At 40.2% G+C, this 20,516-nt stretch carries 17 protein-coding genes; 13 read left to right on the top strand and 4 right to left on the bottom strand.

Features of this window, described 5'->3' with window-relative positions; all coding sequences use genetic code 11:
- Positions 1–152 precede the first annotated feature (152 nt).
- Positions 153–1,847 carry a YcdB/YcdC domain-containing protein gene (locus tag ASG16_RS28700; protein WP_056487805.1) on the top strand — a complete coding sequence of 565 codons (1,695 nt, stop codon included), beginning with the start codon at positions 153–155 and terminating at the stop codon, positions 1,845–1,847.
- Positions 1,848–1,938: 91 nt separating this feature from the next.
- Here ASG16_RS28700 and ASG16_RS28695 read toward each other — a convergent pair whose 3' ends face one another.
- Positions 1,939–2,814 carry a LysR family transcriptional regulator gene (locus ASG16_RS28695; protein ID WP_056487800.1) on the bottom strand — a complete coding sequence of 292 codons (876 nt, stop codon included), beginning with the start codon at positions 2,812–2,814 and terminating at the stop codon, positions 1,939–1,941.
- Positions 2,815–2,930: 116 nt separating this feature from the next.
- Here ASG16_RS28695 and ASG16_RS28690 point away from each other — a divergent pair, with 116 nt between their 5' ends.
- Positions 2,931–3,356 (top strand): SgcJ/EcaC family oxidoreductase, encoded by a 426-nt coding sequence (locus tag ASG16_RS28690; protein WP_056487798.1) that lies wholly within the window; start codon positions 2,931–2,933, stop codon positions 3,354–3,356.
- A gap of 430 nt (positions 3,357–3,786) precedes the next feature.
- The gene (locus tag ASG16_RS28685; RefSeq protein WP_056487795.1) at positions 3,787–4,254 is read left to right on the top strand and encodes a 2,4'-dihydroxyacetophenone dioxygenase family protein; all 468 of its coding nucleotides are present in this window, start codon (positions 3,787–3,789) and stop codon (positions 4,252–4,254) included.
- Between the two features lie 68 nt (positions 4,255–4,322).
- Here the strand turns inward: ASG16_RS28685 and ASG16_RS28680 are convergent, their stop codons facing one another.
- Entirely contained in the window at positions 4,323–5,234 is a 912-nt protein-coding gene (locus ASG16_RS28680) for a LysR family transcriptional regulator (protein WP_241970852.1), read from the bottom strand.
- A 165-nt stretch (positions 5,235–5,399) separates the two neighbouring features.
- Here ASG16_RS28680 and ASG16_RS28675 point away from each other — a divergent pair, with 165 nt between their 5' ends.
- The 4 genes from ASG16_RS28675 (at position 5,400) to ASG16_RS28660 (ending at position 9,985) form a co-directional block, all read left to right on the top strand.
- On the top strand, positions 5,400–6,455 hold the full coding sequence (locus tag ASG16_RS28675; protein ID WP_056487790.1) for a TauD/TfdA family dioxygenase: 1,056 nt from the start codon (positions 5,400–5,402) through the stop codon (positions 6,453–6,455).
- 131 nt (positions 6,456–6,586) lie between these two features.
- The gene (locus tag ASG16_RS28670) at positions 6,587–7,879 is read left to right on the top strand and encodes an MFS transporter (protein ID WP_056487787.1); all 1,293 of its coding nucleotides are present in this window, start codon (positions 6,587–6,589) and stop codon (positions 7,877–7,879) included.
- 39 nt (positions 7,880–7,918) lie between these two features.
- Positions 7,919–8,281, top strand: coding sequence for a nuclear transport factor 2 family protein (locus ASG16_RS28665; RefSeq protein WP_056487784.1), 363 nt, complete (start codon positions 7,919–7,921; stop codon positions 8,279–8,281).
- A gap of 561 nt (positions 8,282–8,842) precedes the next feature.
- Positions 8,843–9,985, top strand: coding sequence for an acyl-CoA dehydrogenase (locus ASG16_RS28660; RefSeq protein ID WP_056487782.1), 1,143 nt, complete (start codon positions 8,843–8,845; stop codon positions 9,983–9,985).
- A 79-nt stretch (positions 9,986–10,064) separates the two neighbouring features.
- Here ASG16_RS28660 and ASG16_RS28655 read toward each other — a convergent pair whose 3' ends face one another.
- A complete protein-coding gene (locus tag ASG16_RS28655) occupies positions 10,065–10,838 on the bottom strand; it encodes an SDR family NAD(P)-dependent oxidoreductase (RefSeq protein ID WP_056487779.1) in 774 nt (257 codons plus the stop codon).
- Between the two features lie 458 nt (positions 10,839–11,296).
- On the opposite strand from ASG16_RS28655, the gene ASG16_RS28650 reads away from it, so the two are divergent.
- From ASG16_RS28650 to ASG16_RS28635, 4 genes are all read left to right on the top strand, one after another.
- Positions 11,297–12,826, top strand: a complete 1,530-nt coding sequence (locus ASG16_RS28650) for a long-chain-fatty-acid--CoA ligase (protein WP_056487775.1) — start codon at positions 11,297–11,299, stop codon at positions 12,824–12,826.
- A 12-nt stretch (positions 12,827–12,838) separates the two neighbouring features.
- Positions 12,839–13,849, top strand: a complete 1,011-nt coding sequence (locus ASG16_RS28645; protein WP_056487772.1) for a TauD/TfdA family dioxygenase — start codon at positions 12,839–12,841, stop codon at positions 13,847–13,849.
- 106 nt (positions 13,850–13,955) lie between these two features.
- A complete protein-coding gene (locus ASG16_RS28640; protein WP_056487769.1) occupies positions 13,956–15,266 on the top strand; it encodes an MFS transporter in 1,311 nt (436 codons plus the stop codon).
- A 26-nt stretch (positions 15,267–15,292) separates the two neighbouring features.
- Positions 15,293–16,081, top strand: coding sequence for an SDR family NAD(P)-dependent oxidoreductase (locus ASG16_RS28635; RefSeq protein WP_056487766.1), 789 nt, complete (start codon positions 15,293–15,295; stop codon positions 16,079–16,081).
- A gap of 976 nt (positions 16,082–17,057) precedes the next feature.
- Here the strand turns inward: ASG16_RS28635 and ASG16_RS28630 are convergent.
- Entirely contained in the window at positions 17,058–17,519 is a 462-nt protein-coding gene (locus ASG16_RS28630; RefSeq protein WP_056487763.1) for a GNAT family N-acetyltransferase, read from the bottom strand.
- 83 nt (positions 17,520–17,602) lie between these two features.
- Between ASG16_RS28630 and ASG16_RS28625 the strand changes: the two genes are divergently transcribed.
- Both ASG16_RS28625 and ASG16_RS28620 read left to right on the top strand, forming a co-directional pair.
- Complete coding sequence (locus ASG16_RS28625) at positions 17,603–18,427, top strand: MerR family transcriptional regulator (protein ID WP_056487761.1); 825 nt, start codon at positions 17,603–17,605, stop codon at positions 18,425–18,427.
- Between the two features lie 255 nt (positions 18,428–18,682).
- Positions 18,683–20,497: a PucR family transcriptional regulator gene (locus tag ASG16_RS28620; RefSeq protein WP_056487759.1), complete on the top strand. Its 1,815-nt coding sequence runs from the start codon at positions 18,683–18,685 to the stop codon at positions 20,495–20,497.
- Positions 20,498–20,516 lie beyond the last annotated feature (19 nt).

Here is a 20,516-nt window from a genome sequence, read left to right as displayed (position 1 = left end):
TTAACACGAGGGCGTGTTTTTCAATAAAGGTATGGGATTATCCAGAAATATTAGAATAATATGTGACTCAAATAATTTCCCCTCCGTCTTACCATTGGTAAGGTCAAACCGAACTTATTCGCAAATCTGAACAGTATTTGGAGGTGTGCCCAATGAAACTCAATCCATCCATGATGACGGTTATAGCGGCGTGCTTACTTGCCTCTGCACCTGCATGGACTACCCATCAACCAACGGTACAAGCAGCAAGCGATGTGAAAAAGGAAGAGTCTCAAAAAAATGATTATTCCCAAGATGTTCAGAATTCTCTGGACAAGCTATTTGAGGCGATTCCAGAGTTGAAAGGGTATCGTCTAATTGATAAATATCATGAGGAAGACAGCTTTCGCGGTTATCCGTCACCGATCTGGAGCTTGAACTTCACCAACATGCCAAAAACAGATGAAAAAGAAGAGTATGACGCATACTCATCCGTTAGCCTTGAGCTGGATGCGCATACGGGCCGACTGCTTTTCATGGATATCCAAAATCCAGCATGGGCTTCAGCCGATTATCCGGAAGAAAAGCTTGCCAGAGACAAGGCTTCAACTTTTATCGAGGACTTATTCGGTACGGAAGCAAAACAGCTGAAAGCCGAACAAAAACTCGGCAGAGGAAAAGCAGGGTCAGGTGACGGGAAAGGCAACAAGCTGGAATGGGCTCGCTCCACCGTGAAATACCACTCTCTCATCAATGACCTCCCTCTGTCCAACAACTCTATCTCCGTATCCGTTGATCATGCTGGCCATATTATTCGCTATGAAGCGTATGATTTCATCGATCCTAGCAAAGTGAACTGGCCTGATCCGAAAAAAGCGATAACACTTGAGGAAGCAAGCAAAATCTATAAGGACAAGCTTAAGATGGACCTGGTATACGTATCGGAGCAGCCGATTTCCTATGCTCAAAATGGAAAACCGGCAAAAAAGAAACCGATGCTTATTTATCAACTGAATGCTATTGGTTGGATCGATGCTCTAAACGGCATAGTCATAGGGGAAGAAGCCGAACTGGCAGGGGAGGGTGTTCGTGTAAAAGGAGAAGGGAAAAGCATCAAAATAGCTTCCCGCGAACAAGGAGAGAAATGGCTAAAAACACAGTTTGGTATTGATGTTTCAGGTGCGACCTTTGAATACGATGATCACAAGGACAATCTTTTAGAAGGACTTCAGACAATCGAATCCTATCGTTGGATGAACGATTCAAATAAAGGTACGCCTGCATTTGAGCTGGTGAGCCTCACGACAGATGAACAGAGTGATCGGCTCATCGACTTCGATCTGAATTTGCCAGACGAACGAAAAACAGAGCAGAAAATCAGTGTAGAGGAAGCGAAGAAAAAAGCGATTGCAGCACTCGTACCTTATCTTGACCCGGCGTTAACGGAGCTATCGCTTATCGTAGAGACTCCTGAAGAAGATATTCCGGAGTGGGTAGACAAGAACAGGCTGGGGAAGGAAGAGGATAAAGCGTATTCATTCACTTTCCTCGGAAAACGCAACGGGATCGAAGTATCTGACGAGTCTTATATGGTGGGTGTAGACAAGGCGACGGGTGCGATTACCGAGTTAAACCTCCACCCTCTCAACCCGGGCATTACCCTTCCAGATTCCAGGAAGATTGTAAGTGCAGCAGAAGCAAAAGAAACGATCCAACAAGAAATTGACCTGGAACTGGTCTACGTGTGGGAGCAGTATGATGGTCAAAGAGCTCCCGAACCGCAGTTGGTCTATCAGCGCAAATGGAAGAATGGCTATAGCTTTATCGATGCTTTGACAGGGGAGCTCGTCAAGGTGTCCCGCCAATAAATGACGTAACAGCCGATTTGCTCTCGCAGCAATATCGGCTTTTTTGGGTGCGCCTATCAGATTATCTCGTCGATTCACAGATAGAGAATGACTAATTTGTCCTACAGAAAAATTCCGTTACGAACTCCAAGAATTTTCTAGCTGCTACAGATAAATATCGTGATTCAAGCCAAATGAACTTATAATTACGTTTCATACTGTGGTCATGAATCTTTAATAAAGTGAGTAGAGAGTCAGAGCTTCGTCCGCACTCACCTACAAGAGCGACACCAACGCCGGCCCGGACAAGACTCGCAATAGCAGAAGGCTCATTTACCCTGCAAATATATTTAGGATGAATTCCAGCCTCTCCAAAAAAGATATCGTTCAGTGGTTGATAAAATTGCCCCTCATTGTAACCAATGAAAGCTTCAGTAGCAGCTTCTGCCAAAGAAATGCTCTGTCGGTCTGAGAATCGATGGTTAGGAGAAACAGCAAGGTATACTTCTTCCTCCAAGACATGGGAGGAGCACACTCCAGCATTTTGCGTAGGTAACGCTGTGAGACATATGTCCACTTCTCCACTCAGAAGAAGAGGCTCCAGTTCCATCATAGAAACTTGGGTTATTCGGAAATCGGTATTCGGGTATTGGGATAGAAAGTCAGCAAGTGGCCTAGACAGGAGCTCGACGCTCGTAACCGCTAAGTGAACACTGCCCGAATACAACCCAGAAAGTTCTTCAATTTCTTTCCTTCCATCTTCTAATGCGTTTAAAGCAATTTCTACCTTTCGAAGGAACGTTTTACCAAACGTGTTTAATCTAATATTTCTCCCCTGTCGGTCAAAGAGGGGGACACCAAGATCTTCCTCAAGTCGAGCGATTATTTTGCTTAATGCGGGTTGAGCAATTTGCAGTTCTTCGGCTGCTTTGGTCATATGTTGAATTCTAGCGATAGTACGAAAGTAATGTAAATGTGAAGTATCCATGATTACCTCCATTTATATACAATTTAGCATGATACTCATGAAATTTATGTATTAGATATTATTGATATTATGTTATAGTATCAGATTTAACAATGAAGTAAGCAATAAAGGGAGGAATTTCTATGGTATACAAAGAAGAGGAACCATTGGAGCATGATCGCGAGCTTATCAAACATATAGTTAATGAAATGGAGGCAGCGTTTAATCGGCACGATGCAGATGCGTTAGACAGCCATTTCACACAAAACGCCACTTGGGTGAATGTAATGGGTGAAAAGTTGTCGGGTTGGGATGAAATAAATAAAGTGCACAAAATCGTCTTGACAGGTCCTTTACGTAATTCTTATAGCAAATATACTGTTGACAGCATCTCGTTCATTAATTCCAATGTAGCTGTTGTTCATGTCCGTCAATATTCAACAACATCCGATGGTAAACGAATTGGCGGAGGGCAAGAAAGCATTGCTATCTACGTAATGGTCAAGGAAACGAAAGTTTGGAGGCTAGCAGCAGGACAAAACACACTTCTAAAATCCGTCTAACTAGATATTGTGAGTTGAGCTAACGCGTTCGATAGCATAGTAAAGCAGCGGTGAGTCTTAGACTTTATTTTCTGGTCTTAGGTCACCGCTGTTTCATTTATTGGGGGCAGTCTTAAACTTAAATAACTTAAGCTGGAGATTTTTTTAACCAAGAACAACGTTGGATCAACAGCACTATACAAAATGCTTTCCCAAAAGCATCTGCAGCATCCCGATGCATCATAGGGACGAGGTGAATGTATGTATCTATGGTTATCAGTGGTGCATATTAATCCAACTTAATTACAAATTAATAATAATAATTTTATTTGATGCAAAATTATAAGTAAAATAAAGTCAGTTAATTCGCAATAGTTAATTGTTTGATAAACTTGAAATCGTAAACAATTTGCGATTAGCGTCAAAACTTTCATGGGAAGAGGGGATATAAATGAGTAATGCGAAAGATGTAGCAGCATTGGCTGCTAATCATGTTAATCCAGACGATTTGCCTTGGATTCCTTATTTTGGAGACGCGAAATTTAAGCTGCTTAAGGCCAACCCGGTGACAGGACAAAATCTTACCATATTAAAAGTTCCCCCTGGTATGCAACTTCCTGCTCATTTTCATTCTGGTACAGTCATTGTGTATACCATCCAGGGATCCTGGAGGTATCTTGAGGATGATTGGATCTCCAGAACTGGTGATATCGTATATGAACCTGCTGGCTCCAAACATACACCGCAAGGCTTAGGGGATGAAGATGTTATTACCTTAAATATCGTAGAAGGAACATTGGACTATTTGGGTGAGAATGGCGAAATTATTGCGAGAGATAATTGGGAATCATTCCTGAAAAGATACCATGACTACTGTGCAGCCGAAGGAATTGAATCTACAGATGTAACCAAATTTTAAATGGTAGACATGAAAAAGAGAAGCCGCTGCCGTAATCGTACGGAGGTGCTTCTCTTTTATGTTACGTCTTAACTCTTAATGATTTCAGATTTTAAATAATGAATATACTTGTTGGCAAAAGTTGATAAATGTTTCACCTCTGATTTAACCAACCCGACAGAAATATTGACAGGCCCATGATTCACCAAATCAATAGCAATGATATCACCCTTTATGACAGGGTGATAGTTTTTCATTTGGAAATCAGGAGCAAATGTAAAAGCCAAACCATCAATGATCGCCTGGAGAACTCCTTCCATGTTATTTGCTGTAAATAAAATTCTCAAGGGTTTGTACTTGTTAAAGAAATCTTGAACAAAACACTGCATTGATTCACTGTTAAATGTGACCAAAGTTTGATCTAGTAACTCATGCGGAGTTATGGTGCTAAGAAATGCTAATGGAGAGTGCTTAGAAACGTATACTTTCGGTCTCCCTTCAAGCAGGGCTTCAAAAGCGATTCCTTCCAAGTTTATGTTCCAATTAGTTGAATACGTAATCAATCCAATGTCGGTCTTATGCTGACGAACATCTTCAATCACAGTAGGGGCCCATTTTTCGGCAACTTCCACATTTACGTGAGGATAATCATGTCTAAAAGCAGCAATAGCTTTTACCAGAAGCGTCGTCATCCCAGGTGCAGAAGAAACTTTTAGTTCCCCCACTTCCGTGGAGTTGTATGAGTTAGCTGTTTCTTTTATTTCCTCAAGCTTCCTAAGCACTTCGTAGGCTTGTTTCAGAATGATTCTGCCTTCATCGGTTGGCACTGCTCCGTGTCCCCGTGACCGATTAAAAATTTTAAGCCCCAACTCCTTTTCTAAGTTGGTAATGGACTGGCTAACACCGGATTGGGTCACATGAAGATTCTGTGCTGCTATAGACAGAGAGCCGTGTCTTGCGACTTCAACAATATATTGTAATTGCTCAAGGTTCACAGTCATTCCCTCTTTATTCAATATTAGAAATACTTATTTGCAAGTAAAAATCTATAATTTTATTTAAATACAATTTATCAGTATAATCAAGATAAGTTTTCGAAACACTCATAAAAATCACAATAATCGATATTTAAAGAAGCCAACCACACTATTGAAGGAGGAGTATTTATGGGATCCATTATAAAGGAAAAAATTCAAGGAGCAGTAGCGTGGAAAGGGACTGATCTAGCACAAGATGATTCATGGATCTATTATTTGTCCGAAAAAACGATTGAAGCTCTTGAAAACGCTTTATTTCATGTGAAGCAAAAGGGTTTGCAAGCACCTGATTTTAACAAGGAAGACTTCCCGATTCAGGATCTCTCTGACGAAGTTACTTACTTTGTTGACGAGTTGGAGAACGGTAGGGGGTTTCTATTAATTCGTGGTTTACCGATCGAAAGGTATACGGATGAAGAAGCAAGCATCATTTACTGGGGGCTTGGACTTCATATGGGCATTCCGGTAACGCAAAATGCAAGAGGTGATGTTTTAGGGCACGTCATAGATCAAGGTCTCAGTTTAGAAAATCCAAATGTACGTGGTTACCAAACGAAATTACATCTTCCCTTTCACGCAGATGGATCTGACGTCGTCGGATTATTAAGTCTTCGAAAAGCGAAATCTGGCGGTTTTAGCAGTATCATAAGTTCGATGGCTGTTTATAACGAAATTCTGGAGAAATACCCAGAGTATCTCGGAATTCTCTATCGTCCATTCATCTTTGATCGCCGTGGAGAGGAAGCGCCGGGTGAATCTCCCGTATTTACTTCACCTATCTTTAGCTATTACGATGGTAAATTGAGCTGCAGATATGTGCGTACATTTATTGAATCAGCACAAGTGAAAACAGGTACTCATTTATCAAAAGTTGAAATCGAAGCATTAGACATGCTGGATTCCATTCTTCATGATGAAAATATGCATTATAACATGATGATGGAACCAGGTGATATGCAATTCGTCAATAACTATACAATGCTTCATTCACGTACTCTGTACGAAGACTATGAAGAACCGGAACGCAAACGTCATTTATTAAGATTGTGGCTCACGATGCCAAATGGTCGGGAAATTGCATCAGATTTCGCGATGTATATTGATGAGCACACAGGTAAACCGGGTCGCGGTGGTATTCCTGTACGTAAAAAAACCGCCGGCGGTATTGTAGAAAACTTGAAGTAATTGAACGTAAAACTTGAAGATTTACCTTTATTGACCGTTTCATAAGAACACCAACTGAGCCATGTGATGGGGAGTACCTTTTCAGATATTACGAAATGGTGTTCCCTTAATGGTAAAAAAAGGGGGATCTTATGCCGAAAACTCCAAAATATTCCTGGATCATCTTATTATTCCTAGTTCTTTCCGGGATGATCAACCAAGTCGATAAAATTGTCATTGGCTTAGTTTCCGTTCCCCTCATGACGGAGTTACAATTAAGTCCTTCCGAATGGGGACTTGTGGGTAGTTCTTTTTTTTGGTTCTTTATCTTTTCCTCTATCGTACTTGGAGGAATGGCCGATTCAATAAACACAAAAAAAATGTTAACTTGGCTGTCATTAATTTGGTTGGCTGTTCAATTTGCCACACCGTTTGTTTCCGGTCTGTCTGTCTTAGTGTTGACAAGAATAATCTTGGGAGCAGGTGAAGGTCCAGCACCTGCACTATCAACGGCTATAATCGGAAAATGGTTCCCAAAACATAGACATGGTATAGGTTTTGGCGCTGTTCTGTTAGGAACAACTGGGGGATCAGCGATTGCTTCCCCATTATTAATTTCCATGATCGAACAATATGGGTGGAGATCTGCTTTTATCGCTATGGGTATTCTTGGGCTTATTGTGCTAGGGTTTTGGGTAATTGTGGGTAAAGAAAGTCCACAAGAAATCGGGTTGCCTTCCTTTGATCAAGAGGAGCAGCGTTCATCAACCCTCTCCAAGGTTTCTTGGCGTCAGTTTCTCCCATATCTTTTTTCTAAAAATTTCGTTTTTACCGTTTTGTGTGGAGGCTGTGCCTATTGGTTACTGTCCGTTCAAGCGGTATGGTTTCCGGCATACTTTTCCAAAATTCAACATTTTAATGGCCCAACATTAAAACTAGCGGTGTCTTTACCATTTCTTTTCGCTGCCATTTGCCAACTTGGCTTTTCGATGCTATCAGATTGGCTTTATCGTAAAACAGGGGATATTCGTAAAGCGCGAATCAATCTTGCGGGTTTCATGATGGTGCTATCCGCAGTGTGCATATTTCTGGCAAATGCCGTGAATTCAACTGATCTTAAGATACTGTTCTTTACCATTGCCCCAGGTCTTTCGTATGTCATCCTTTCACTCGCACCCGCCATATTGATGGATTTTTTTTCTCCCAAAAATATCGGAAAAGCACAAGGGACGTTCATTGCTCTTTCAAGTTCAGCAAGTATTATTGCTCCACTCGTATTCGGTTATCTCATCCAAAATGCTGCGACTGAAGCAATTGGATATCATTATTCGTTTCAAGTAACCTCTTTGGGCATGTTGGTTATTGGATTATTGTTTTGGATCGTTGTGCGTCCCTTAAAGCGGAGTCTTAAAGCGCTACAAGAAGGGGAACAAGTGAATGTTTAATCACCTTTACAATAAAATACTAGATTGGGGATGAAAATTATGGATAAAGATCTAAAACAACACATTAGAGGACTTGAGGAACAATTGTTAAGACCGGAAGTTCGCTCATCTCCTGAGGAATTAAATAAACTGCTTGCAAATGATTTTCGTGAATTTGGAAGTATGGGTCATATACTTTTGAAAAGTGATTGCATAGCAGCTGTTGGAGCCGGTGGTGTCTTTAAAATGACTCTCCATAATTTTGAGATGCATACTTTGGCTGACGATGCGGTACTGGCTACTTATCAAATAATTGATGAAACAAGAAATCGACATACTTTGCGTAGTTCTATTTGGAAAATGAGAAATGGAAGATGGCAATTGTTTTTCCATCAAGGTACAATTATTCATTTACAACCTTAACCTTTTCAGCGCAGGGTAACCAAGATTTGGCGTATGCAAGAAATGAACGAATTGGAATGGAAAACAGGATTATTTTTACGGTCCATTTTATAGAAAAAAATCAATCATATGCTTATGTTCCTAGGACAAATATTGGCTGTTGATGGGGGATTTGGAGCTAAGTCAAAGGACGTCCAAAACACTTTCATATGTAACCTTACGAACTACAGGATAGCCTGCTGATCTTCGCTCGCAGGAGCGCTCAGCTTTGGAATCTCTTGACTTTAGTGGCGAGAGCTTCATTTCCACTCCTTTCTCTATTATTTCTTTCCGTTTTAGCGAAAGAGAATAGCCGTCTTATGCCAAAGGAATGCATGTAACGACATGTCGTGAGGATTTCAATTCTAAAGGAGGGTACCTTCCATGGCGAAAATTGACATTTGTATTTATTGTAACGAGCCCCTCTTCATTTGGGAAAGGATAAGAAGTTACTGCTGGAATTGTAGTGAATTAACTACGGATACTTCTCATGAGGAAGTAGAAGCAGAATGAGACTATGAACTCGAAAGGGAGAGAGAATTTATGAATTTTATTTTATCGGATGAACATTTAATGATGCAGAAGATGGTACGTGAGTTTGCTAGAAATGAGTGTGAACCAACAGCAGGAGACCGTGATGAAGAAGAGCGTTGGGATATGTCGATATGGCAAAAGATGGGGGAAATAGGTTTGTTAGGAATCCCTTGGGGTGAAGAATATGGTGGAGCTGGAGCCGATTACTTAAGTTATGTGATCGCGATTGAAGAGCTTTCTCGTATCGATGCTTCTGTAGGCGTAACGCTAAGTGCGCACACATCACTTGCCAGCTGGCCAGTATATAAATTTGGGACGGAAGAACAAAAGCAAAAATATCTTCGGGCGATGGCAAAAGGACAATGGATGGGTGCCTACTGCTTAACTGAACCGGGATCCGGTTCCGATTCCGCGAATATGAGGACAACTGCTGTTTTACAAGGGAATGAGTGGGTGATTAACGGGAGTAAGATATTTATTACTAACGGAGAATATGCGGATGTCTTTATCGTTTTTGCTCAGACTAATCCTGAGTTAAGACATAAAGGAATCGCTGCATTTATAATAGAAAAAACATTCCCCGGTGTAAAGATTGGTAAGAAAGAGAAGAAGTTAGGGATTCGTTCTTCGGCAACAAATGAAATTATTTTTGAAGGATGCCGCGTGCCAAAAGAGAATATGCTAGGCTCTATTGGCGAAGGGTTTAAGATTGCTATGATGACGCTCGACGGGGGAAGAAACGGCATTGCAGCTCAAGCTGTAGGGATTGCGCAAGGGGCATTCGATCACGCTTTAGCCTACTCCAAGGAGCGCGTACAGTTCGGCCAGCCGATCTCTACGCTACAAGCAATCCAATTTAAGCTTGCTGATATGGCGACTAAGATTGAAGCTGCTCGCTTGCTGACATATCAGGCAGCCTGGCGAGAAAATCAAGGAATCTCTTACGGACTTCAGTCTGCGATGTCTAAGCTTTTTGCTGGAGATATTGCCATGGAAGTGACCGTTGAAGCTGTTCAAGTGTTCGGCGGATACGGTTATACTCGTGAATATCCAGTTGAGCGTTTCATGCGCGATGCGAAGATCACTCAAATCTATGAAGGAACAAATGAAATTCAGCGTGTTGTGATTGCAAACCTGCTTCTTAAAGGATAAAAATTAAACGAGCCTCAGATTTTAGAGAGGCTCGTTTTTTAATAGAGAAGATATTTTTATTTTTGACTTGTCCTAGCTATTAGTAAAAAACCGTATTCCCTATGCCGCCAGTTACCGAAATGACATCGCCAGTAATCGATGTCGACAAAGGTGAAGCCAGGAAGGTAACGACATAAGCAATATCCTCCGCTGTAACCAAGCGGCCAATTGGATACATTTCTACTGCCTTGCGCAAATCCTCCTCATTAGGGAATCGCTCTTTAATCGTCTCCGTCACGGTAACGGCTGGATAAACAGCATTGACGTTAATTCCGTGCTTTCCTAATTCCATTGATGCAGATTTTGTTAAATGGACAACAGATGCATTACGCGGACCGGAACTAAAATAATTGCCTCCTATTCTGGCAGCCAGACCGCTTATATTAACGATGCGCCCCCAATTGTTTTTCATCATATATGGAGCGACAGCTCGCATGCAACGAAAATAGCCCATATACTTTTCTTCAAAATCTTTCAAAATAAGTTCATCTTTAATACGGTTAAAATCCTCTGGCTCTCCACCCCCAACACGAGCTCCGCTGTTGATGAGAATATCAATACTACCCATCGCAGCTGCCGATTGTTCAACTAAATGTAGGATAGAGTCAGGATTCGAAGTATCTGCCACGATCGGATAGATATTTCTTTTTGTTTCTTGGGCTAATTCATCCGCAGCGATCTCTAATGCGGATTCGTTTCTTGCACAAATCGTACAATCTACACCTTCCAGAGCCAACTGTCGGGCAATCGCTTTACCAATTCCCCGGCTTCCTCCTGTAATGAGTGCTTTTTTTCCAGATAACTTTAAGTCCATACAATACCTCCTGTTTTAATCAAGACTTTATGCGACCAAAATAGAAAGTGATTTTTGAGAATATTAACTCTTTTATACATTTGATTATACTTGTCAAAAATAATTAAATAAAATTAGAGTTTTTTACTTGCAAGTAAGTATTACTAATATTAAAGGGGAACAGCCTTTGTCTTTCAATCATGGTTATACAGCCAGAACGTTTCATATATTCACCGTTTTACGTGACGAGAGTTTGATCAAGGATATGGTACTTCACCATGCCCTCTTGAGTGATTAAAAATGTTGAACCCTAACTCCTTTTCCAATGTTAGTAATACTTATTTGCAAGTAAAAAACTCTAATTTTATTTAATTGCAATTGATGAGTATAATCAAAATAAGATTTCTAAACAGTCATAAAAGTCATAATAATCACTATTTACAAACACCTAATTGTGAGTAAAGGGGGAGTATTATGTAATGAGTTATCATTTAGATGGAAATTTGAAAAGAAGCGCAAGTAATTTCCCGGATAGTAACGCTTATATCTATGGGGATAAAAGTGTTACTTATAAAGAATTAAATCAGCAGGTGGATCGTTTCGCTGCCGGGTTGTCTGCCCAAGGAATCGGGAAAGGTGATGGAGTAGCTCTTGTATTAGGAAACAGCCCTGAATTTGTCATCGCGTACTACGGCATTTTACGTGTCGGTGCATTTGCTGTTCCAATCAATCCTTTATTTACCTCTGGGGAAATCACCTACATTTTAGACAATAGTCAAGCCAAAGCGGTCATTGCTCATATATCCGTAGAACCGAAGTTATCAGAAATAAAGGGACAATTGGAAAATCTAAAACTCGTCATTTATACAGATGCAAAGGATCAGGAATGGACTTGGGAGCATCTGATGGAAACAGGCAATTATGTTTGTGAAAGTCCTCTCATTGATCAGGAAGACCTTGCCGTCATTCTATACACATCAGGAACAACCGGTAAACCAAAGGGTGTGATGTTATCTCATCGAAACCTGGCTTCGAATGCAGACTCCGTTTTTAAATTACTGGAAATGTTTGAGGGAGATCGCGTCGTAGCAGTTCTGCCGATGTTTCATGTTTTTAGTATGACCGTTTGTCTGAATGCGCCAATTGCTTGCGGGGCAACTGTCCTTATCGTGCCTAGATTCAGCCCTCTCGATGTGGTCAGCACCATCCGAGAAAAAAAGGGAACTGTGTTTGCAGGAGTTCCCACGATGTACAATTTTATCTATCAATTGCCTGAAGCAACTGCGGAAGATCTATCATCCATTCGCTTGTGCATCTCTGGAGGTGCCTCCATTCCAGTTGAGGTGCTGCAAAAATTTCAAAACAAGTTTAACGTGTTTATCTTGGAAGGGTATGGCCTTTCCGAAACTGCTCCTGTCGTCGCTTTTAATCCTTTAAAGGGAACACGCAAGCCAGGTTCTATCGGTCTGGATATTCCTGGTGTCAAGAGCAAAGTGGTAGATGAATACGGAAAAGAATTGGCGAAAGGAGAAGTCGGAGAATTAATTGTCCAAGGCCCAAATGTCATGAAGGGATACTTGAGCATGCCGGAAGCTACATCAGCTGTTTTAAAGGATGGCTGGTTTTATACGGGTGATCTAGCCAGAATGGATGAAGAAGGATACATCTACATTGTTGATCGCAAGAAAGACATGATTATCGTTGGCGGGTACAATGTATATCCCCGTGAAGTAGAGGAAGTCCTTTATGAACATCCTGCAATTTTAGAGGCGGCCGTGATCGGAGTACCAGATGCAGAATACGGTGAAAGCATAAAAGCTTATGTCGTCGTCTCGGATGAACAGATTACTAAGGATGACATGATTCGATTCTGTCAGGAAAAGCTGGTGAAGTACAAACTTCCAGAATATGTAGAATTTTTGAAGGAGTTACCGAAGAATTCAGCAGGGAAAATTTTACGCAGAGAATTAAGAGAACTGACTGAAGGTAAAACCAGCTATATTATTTGAGGAGGAATTTTTATGGGATCCATTCTAAAGGAAAAAATTCAAGGTTCAGTAGCTTGGAAAGGGAGTGATCTCACGAAAGATGATTCATGGATTTATTATATGTCCGACAAAATGATCGCATCCCTTGAAAACGCTTTATTTCAAGTAAAGCAAAAGGGTTTACAAGTACCTGATATTAACAAGGAGGATTTCCCGATTCCTGATCTCGCTGATGAAATCGCTTACTTTATTGACGAACTGGAGAATGGGAAAGGGTTTCTATTAATTCGTGGATTGCCGATGGAAAGGTATACAGATGAAGAAGCGAGCATCATTTACTATGGTCTCGGGCTTAATTTGGGCATTCCGGTAACGCAAAACGCAAAAGGCGACCTCTTGGGACATATCAAAGACAGAGGTCTCGACTTTTCCAATACAAGTGTACGTGCTTACCAAACGAATGTACATCTTCCTTATCACACAGATTTAACGGACGTAGTCGGGTTACTCTGTCTTCGCAAAGCGAAATCTGGCGGTTTAAGCAGTCTGGCGAGTGCAATGGCTCTTTATAATGAAATACTGGAGAAGTACCCAGAGTATCTTGGAATCCTCTATCGCCCTCTCTTCCATGATCTTCGCGGGGAACAAGCACAAGGTGAATCTCCCGTATTTTCATCACCGATCTTTAGTTATTACGATGGTAAATTGAGCTGTAGATTTATGCGTTATTATGTTGAATCTGCACAAGAGAAAACAGGTATCAAACTGTCGAAAATGGAAATTGAAGCATTTGATGTAATGGATTCCCTCCTTCATGATGGAAACTTGCAGATTGATATGATGATGGAACCGGGTGATATGCAATTCGTCAACAATTACACCGTACTTCATTCAAGGACTGTATTTGAAGATTATGAAGAAGAGGAACGCAGACGTCATTTATTAAGGTTGTGGCTCATGATGCCAAATGGTCGAGAAGTTGCCCAAGAATTCGATGTGTTTAGCGGTGGTATTCCTGTACGTGAAAAAAAAGCTAAACGGTAGTGTAGAAAACCTGAGGTAAATGGGCTTGAATTTGGAACACCAATGGATTCATGTGAGAGGGAGTGCCTTTTCAGATTTCAAGAGAAGGCGTTCCCTAAAAAGTAAAATGTTAGGGGGGATTATTATACGCAACACTCCTAAATACTCCTGGATTATATTGTTGTTTCTAGTTCTTATCGGTATGATCAACCAAGTTGACAAAATTATCATAGGTTTGGTTTCCGTCCCCGTCATGAATGAGTTACATTTAAGTCCTTCCCAATGGGGACTTGTGGGGAGCTCCTTTTATTTGTTTTTCACCCTAACATCGATCTTACTAGGTGGTATGGCTGATTCCAAAAACACGAAAAAAATGTTTATTTGGCTGTCGATGATATGGTTGACTGTTCAATTTGCCACACCTTTTGTTTCCAGTCTGTCTCTCTTGGTGTTGACAAGAATCATCTTGGGAGCAGGCGAAGGTCCAGCCGCCGCTGTAGCAACTGCTATGTTGGGAAAATGGTTCCCGAAAGAAAAACATGGGATCGGCTATGCTGCTATTCTGTTTGGAACCATGATTGGACCTGCGATTGCTTCGCCACTATTAATCTCCTTGACAGATCAATATGGATGGAGATCTGCTTTTATAGCCATGGGTATCGTAGGACTGATTTGGGTAGTTTTTTGGCAGTTTTTTGGTAAAGAAAGTCCACAAGAAATTGGTTTGCCTGCATTTGATCAAGAGGAGCAGCATTCATCAAACCTCGCTAAACTTTCTTGGCGTCAATTTCTCCCGCATCTATTTTCTAAAAATTTCGTCTTTGTTGCATTGAGTGGAGCTTGTGCATATTTTTTAGTGGCCATTCAAGTGATTTGGTATCCAGTATACTTTACCAAAATTCAACATTTTGATAGTCAATTATTAAAACTTGCCGTGGCTCTACCTTTTCTTTTCGCTGCTATTAGTCAAATTGGATTTGCCATGCTATCAGACAGGCTATATCGCAAGACAAGAGATATTCGTAAAGCACGAGTAAATCTTGCAGGTTTGTCGATGGTGCTGTCCGCACTTTGTATATTTCTTGGAAGTGTTGTGAATTCGAGTGCTCTCTCGATACTGTTCTTGACCCTTGCTCCAGGTTTAGGAATGCTCGTTCTCTCAATTGGACCAGCCGTATTGATGGAACTTTTTTCTGCCCAAAACATCGGAAAAGCACAAGGGATGTATATTGCTCTCGCAAATACAGGGAGTATGATTGCTCCTCTCGTATTCGGGTTCATTATCCAATATGCAGCGACTGAAGCAATCGGATATCGTTATGGGTTTCAAGTAGCTTCATTGGTTATGTTCGTTATCGGATTGTTCTTTTGGGTCGTTGTACGTCCCGCAAATCAAAGTCACACTCCAATAAAAGCAGACAAGAAAGTAAGTATCTAAACACCATTTCTAGGAGGAGATCTAATATGTCATTTAACAAAATGTTTGATTTAACTGGACAGACAGCAATTGTTACAGGAGGCGGTACCGGGTTAGGGCGTTTCATGGCGCTGGCGTTGGCGGAAGCAGGTGCAAACATTGTAGTATGCTCGCGTCGTGTAGAGATTTGTGAGAACGTTGTAAAAGAAATCGAAGCTTTAGGAAAACAAGCATTTGCCATAGCATTAGATGTCACGGATCCTGAATCTGTCCGTAAAGGTGTGAAAAGGGCCATTGAGCATTTTGGAAAGATTGAAATTTTAACCAACAGTAGCGGGACGGTTTCAGAAGCGCCGGCGACCGAAATGACATTAAAACAATGGCAAGACATGATCAATACCAATGTTACCGGAACATTCTTGATGTGTCAGGCGGTAGGAAGCCATATGATCGACAACCAATACGGAAAAATCATTAATATTTCTTCTATTATTGGAGGTAAAGGTACGGACCCGGAAGTAGTAGACTCTGTAGGATATACAACCAGCAAGGGTGCAGTGATGACTCTAACGAAGGATCTTGCCGTCAAGTGGGGTCGCCATGGCGTAAATGTGAATTCCATTGCTCCTGGAATTTTCCAAACAGGAATGAATAATCCCGAAATTCCTGGAACACTTGTCCAAAAAGCTGGTGCTTTTCTTGCTACTCAAGTTCCAGCAAGAAGACTAGGCGAAGATAATGATTTAGTAGGAGCTGTTCTATACTTTGCTTCTGCAGCTTCTAATTATTGCACAGGACAAATACTGGCTGTTGATGGGGGACTTGGGGCTAAGTAAAAGGAAATATAAAGATAAGGAAAAGACAGTGTGAGCGATCATGTATCCTGTGATCGCTCGCTTTTCGATCAATCAGAGATCCATAACTTTTTTAATCTAGTATCTTGGGAGGAGCAAGAACGCCGTTCGGCAGCTTTGGTGGAAACTTAAAGGATGTCTCCGCTGTGGAGCTTGGATTGGCTACCTTGTGTATCGGCGGAGGTCAAGTGATTTCTATGATTATTGAATCGGTGTAACTTAGAGAACTATTACGTTCTCCTATGGTCACATGTTCTCACAATGGAAAGGAGGAGGTTGCAATGGTTTATGTTTGTAAGAAACATTTGATAGAAGGATTACGAACAATTCAAGTTCCACATGTCAACAAGGTTTCTTCCACAAAACTGTTTTGCCGATTTTGCGGCGATCCAGCGCACTATAAATTATTTACAAATAAATTTATATCCTATAAAAAACAACATATTATTTAAGTGCAGGACCATCCAAGCGATGTTTGATGTTGTCTCGTGGTAGGATGTGGTAAAACAAGAATGAACTCACCCGGAAGGATTTTGCCTGCGGTGAGTTTTTTCTTGAAAAAACTGTATCCGTTATTAGTATTTTAATGCATTGGATTGGGGAATAAGGGGCGGGCTTTTTTTGTTTGGTTAACCAGTTTTATAATCTTTTCAACGTATTGAAAAAGGAGTTCTCCTGAGTCGGTTGTAAAATTGTTGTGATTGCCATCGATAAGATGTTACAGGAGCTTTTGTCCAAACCGTTTTATGCGCATCAATTCATTGAGATATTACAGGCATAGTTTCAGTAAAGCTTCAGGTCCAATCCCATTACTGACAAAAATGCCATCTACGAATATATTAATCGACATGAGCAGCATTCCAAGTAAAGACGGCACTAAATAAGAAAAAACAATGACCTAACAGCTTTTTGTTCTAATAAAATCGACGCTTGCTCCATAAGTCGTCTCCCTCAGTGTTTATACATTGATTTTCTTCACCATGACTTTTTCACCGTTAATATCAATTTCTCCATTGAACTTGAATCCATATTTTTGATAAATACGAATGGCTTGGACATTGTCCTTAAATACACTTAAGTAAATTTTTTCACAGTTATACTGTTTGACAAGGTGTTGAATAAGGGCTTCCAATGATTGCTTACCTAAGCCATATCCTTGATAACGGTGGTCAATAAAGTAGCGATCTAACCAAACACGTTTATCTTCTATTTCATCTTCACCCGGGAATTCCCCGTACATCGCAAATCCAACTAATTCTTTGCCAGTATATAGCCCTACTGGTTGATAATAGCTACATGCTTTTGCATCTTGTAAACATTTTTGAGGTGTTTCGATAAATGAGGTTTGGTCCTTTTTGACACGTAATTGCAGGATTTCTTGAACATTTTCTGGCGTTATGTCACGAATAATGATATTCATGACTATCAAACCCTTTCGCTTAAATTTATAGTAAGAAATGTACACTATATAGTAACTATATAGTCAAGAGAGGGAGGTTTATATTGTCAGAGGCAACACACAAATATTTCACGACAGGGGAATTTGCGAGGCTATGTCGAGTCAATAAGCAAACATTGTTTTATTATGATGACATCGGGTTAATGTCACCAGATATTAAAAATGAGAAGGGCTATCGATTCTATTCGTATCGACAGTTTGAGTTATTTAACGTGATTGAACTATTAAAAGAGGTCGGGATGCCCTTAAAAGAAATAAAGCCCTTTTTGGAAAACAAAACACCTGAAAACTTTGTTAGCCTTTTAGAAGATAAAGCGTCTACAATTCAGCGCAAAATTCAAAACCTGCAGCAAATCCAACAAATGATCGAAACAAAGCTTAGCTTGACCAAGGAAGCCATCAAAACCGATTTTTCACGTATTCATATAGAAGAACTTTCGGAGGAAAAATTATTTTCCAGTGATGCCATTCTAGATTGTACGGACCGAGACTTTGTACGGGCTGTTTCTGATTTTATCGATGCGCTCCATACGCATCGGCTCGATACGGGTTATCCAATTGGAGCGATGGTTTCACGTAATCAACTATTGTCAGCAGATTACGAAAACTATTCGAATTTATATATGAAACAAACAGAAAATCATGAAGGGATAACTTACTATACAAAGCCAAAGGGGTTGTATGTGGTTGGCTATCATTTTGGAAAGAGTGAGAGGATTACTGCAACTTATGAGGAAATACTTGCATTTATAAAAGGCCACGAACTTCAAATCGGGGAATATTCGTATGAAGAATACGTACTAGATGCGGTAACCAAAAATACTAGCGAAGAGTATGTGACAAAAATAATGATAGAGGTTCGAAAATAACTTTTTTCGCGTATTGGGAAATGGTTTTGTCCCGATTGTTAAGAATCAACTCATGCGTCTGTTGAAATAGGACATAGAAGAATCAGATATTGTTGAAATGCGTCAGATCGATTAGAGTCTGGCGCTTTTTTATAGTGATGTAGCAAGATTGTTGAATTAAGTGGCAGCGTTTTGAACGAATTTCAATTATGATGTTTGTGGCAACGCTGCTGGTTGGGTTTCTTTCATATTTAACTGATAGAAATGAGGGATATAATGGACAAATGGGAGTGGATTTGGGGGAAGAATAGTATTGAAGATATCGATATACACTTACGTAATGCTGCGAGAAATTTGCACAAACTAGAAACCGTTGATGAAGCACTGCGGTTTCTATTAGAGTCATTTTGGGATGAGTTTGTCTGTGACTACGTTGCCATTATTCAAAAATCAGAGGATGTCTTGAGTATTCGAACAAGAAGAGGAGACTCACAGAGTTTTGAGAAGAAGTTTCCATTATCGTGTTCGTCTTGTTTGGAATGCTGTTTATCTAAACCACATTGTTCTATGGATGGTATCGAGGTATGGAAGAGTTGTGATCTGCTTAGAGAATTTGAGAATGAAGGTTTTGTTACCTGGTTTACCTTCCCAATTAAGGAAAGCGACTCGACCAATTTTGATGTCTGTGTTGTTGGGTATCGGGAGGCGGCTCCCTTGAATATCCAAGCGGACAAGTCCTTTGGTGAATATGGGAAAGATTTCGCAATCGTAATGGAAATGGTAAAAAACAAAGAGAAAGAAAAGCAGAAATTGAAGGCAGAACTGGAAGACAAAAATCGCTTGGAAAAACGAATGATTCATTATAAAGAATTAGTGACACAGGCTCTGGTAGGTGACGGTTACTTTGAGATTACCAAAACCTTCTCACATTTGATTGGAAAAACAGTTATTCTATTTGATCGTTTCCTGCATCCGATCTCCAGTTTTTTCATGGGAGAACGTAATGAGGAGCTAGAGGAAATCGTAAGACAACTAAATGTAAAAGCATGGGAAATTATGAATATACCTGATCGAGAGCAGTGGCTCCAATATGGGGAAGACAATCATCTTGGCATATGGAAGGTAGTTTGTGGCAGTGAGCTATTCGGGTATGTAGGTGTGAAAGCAAGTAAACAGGAATTCGATCTGGAAATGCGAATGACATTGAATTACGCTTTGGATGTATATGCGATTCAGATCAAAAAGCAAAAACTTGTGGCAGATGCAAAAGAACAGGTTAAGGACGGTTTTATCCATCAACTTTTCCTGGAAAAGATTGAAGATAAAGAAAAAATGATCGGATATGCCAATCTGTTTAATCTCAATCTGTTTGAACCTAATAGAATTGGTGTATTATCTATCGAATGTAATCATAGAGAAGCGGATTTACAATCAATTAAGCTCAAGATGACTTGGATATGGGAAAGAATCAGAACAGCATTACACCTTTTTGATCGAAATATTATCGTAACGCAAAAAGAGGAACGCTATGTTCTGATTGTTCCTGACCAAAAAGAAAAAGACAGCAACCTCTATTGGAAACTGATTCATAAACAAATTAGGGATGTTGTTTCACCAACTATACAAGGAATTGAAATTTTTTTAGGAATAAGTTCTAGGACACAGACCATAGAAGACTTCCACGTTTGTTATCGCCAAGCTCATCAAGCTTTGAAAATCGTAAGTAACTGTTTTTCAAACAAACGTATACAAAACTTTGACAATCTTGGTTCTCTTTCCATTTTATTTGATCTTAAAGAGAGTTTTGCGGCAAAATTGTTCATCAAGAAATATCTGGACCCGTTATTAAACTACGGAAATGAAAAGGGAAAAGACCTGTTTGATACATTGCGAGTATATTTAGCCATGAACGGGAATTTAAAAGAAACTGCAGAATATCTTTTTATCCATCGAAGTTCACTGAAGTATAGATTAGAAAAGATAACAGACTTATTACAGCTGGAGCTGAATGATTCGGAAGAGCGGTTTAATCTTATGTTAGCCTTTAAGCTGTACGATTTATTCGAACAAAGAAACCTCCACCATGGATGAAAAAGTATTCATTTTTCGT

It is taken from the genome of Brevibacillus sp. Leaf182, assembly GCF_001423865.2.
GTDB classification, from domain to species: Bacteria; Bacillota; Bacilli; order Brevibacillales; family Brevibacillaceae; genus Brevibacillus; species Brevibacillus brevis_C.
Note: the sequence above shows the minus strand (reverse complement) of the source record. Positions and strands in the feature narration are given on the sequence as shown.

Coding starts and splice junctions, on each gene's coding strand:
- ASG16_RS28660 (WP_056487782.1), top strand. CDS start 8,843: ATGAATTTTATTTTATCGGATGAACATTTAATGATGCAGAAGATGGTA.
- ASG16_RS28620 (WP_056487759.1), top strand. CDS start 18,683: ATGGACAAATGGGAGTGGATTTGGGGGAAGAATAGTATTGAAGATATC.
- ASG16_RS28650 (WP_056487775.1), top strand. CDS start 11,297: ATGAGTTATCATTTAGATGGAAATTTGAAAAGAAGCGCAAGTAATTTC.
- ASG16_RS28675 (WP_056487790.1), top strand. CDS start 5,400: ATGGGATCCATTATAAAGGAAAAAATTCAAGGAGCAGTAGCGTGGAAA.
- ASG16_RS28695 (WP_056487800.1), bottom strand. CDS start 2,814: ATGGATACTTCACATTTACATTACTTTCGTACTATCGCTAGAATTCAA.
- ASG16_RS28635 (WP_056487766.1), top strand. CDS start 15,293: ATGTCATTTAACAAAATGTTTGATTTAACTGGACAGACAGCAATTGTT.
- ASG16_RS28680 (WP_241970852.1), bottom strand. CDS start 5,234: ATGACTGTGAACCTTGAGCAATTACAATATATTGTTGAAGTCGCAAGA.
- ASG16_RS28630 (WP_056487763.1), bottom strand. CDS start 17,519: ATGAATATCATTATTCGTGACATAACGCCAGAAAATGTTCAAGAAATC.
- ASG16_RS28700 (WP_056487805.1), top strand. CDS start 153: ATGAAACTCAATCCATCCATGATGACGGTTATAGCGGCGTGCTTACTT.
- ASG16_RS28665 (WP_056487784.1), top strand. CDS start 7,919: ATGGATAAAGATCTAAAACAACACATTAGAGGACTTGAGGAACAATTG.
- ASG16_RS28670 (WP_056487787.1), top strand. CDS start 6,587: ATGCCGAAAACTCCAAAATATTCCTGGATCATCTTATTATTCCTAGTT.
- ASG16_RS28655 (WP_056487779.1), bottom strand. CDS start 10,838: ATGGACTTAAAGTTATCTGGAAAAAAAGCACTCATTACAGGAGGAAGC.
- ASG16_RS28685 (WP_056487795.1), top strand. CDS start 3,787: ATGAGTAATGCGAAAGATGTAGCAGCATTGGCTGCTAATCATGTTAAT.
- ASG16_RS28645 (WP_056487772.1), top strand. CDS start 12,839: ATGGGATCCATTCTAAAGGAAAAAATTCAAGGTTCAGTAGCTTGGAAA.
- ASG16_RS28640 (WP_056487769.1), top strand. CDS start 13,956: ATGTTAGGGGGGATTATTATACGCAACACTCCTAAATACTCCTGGATT.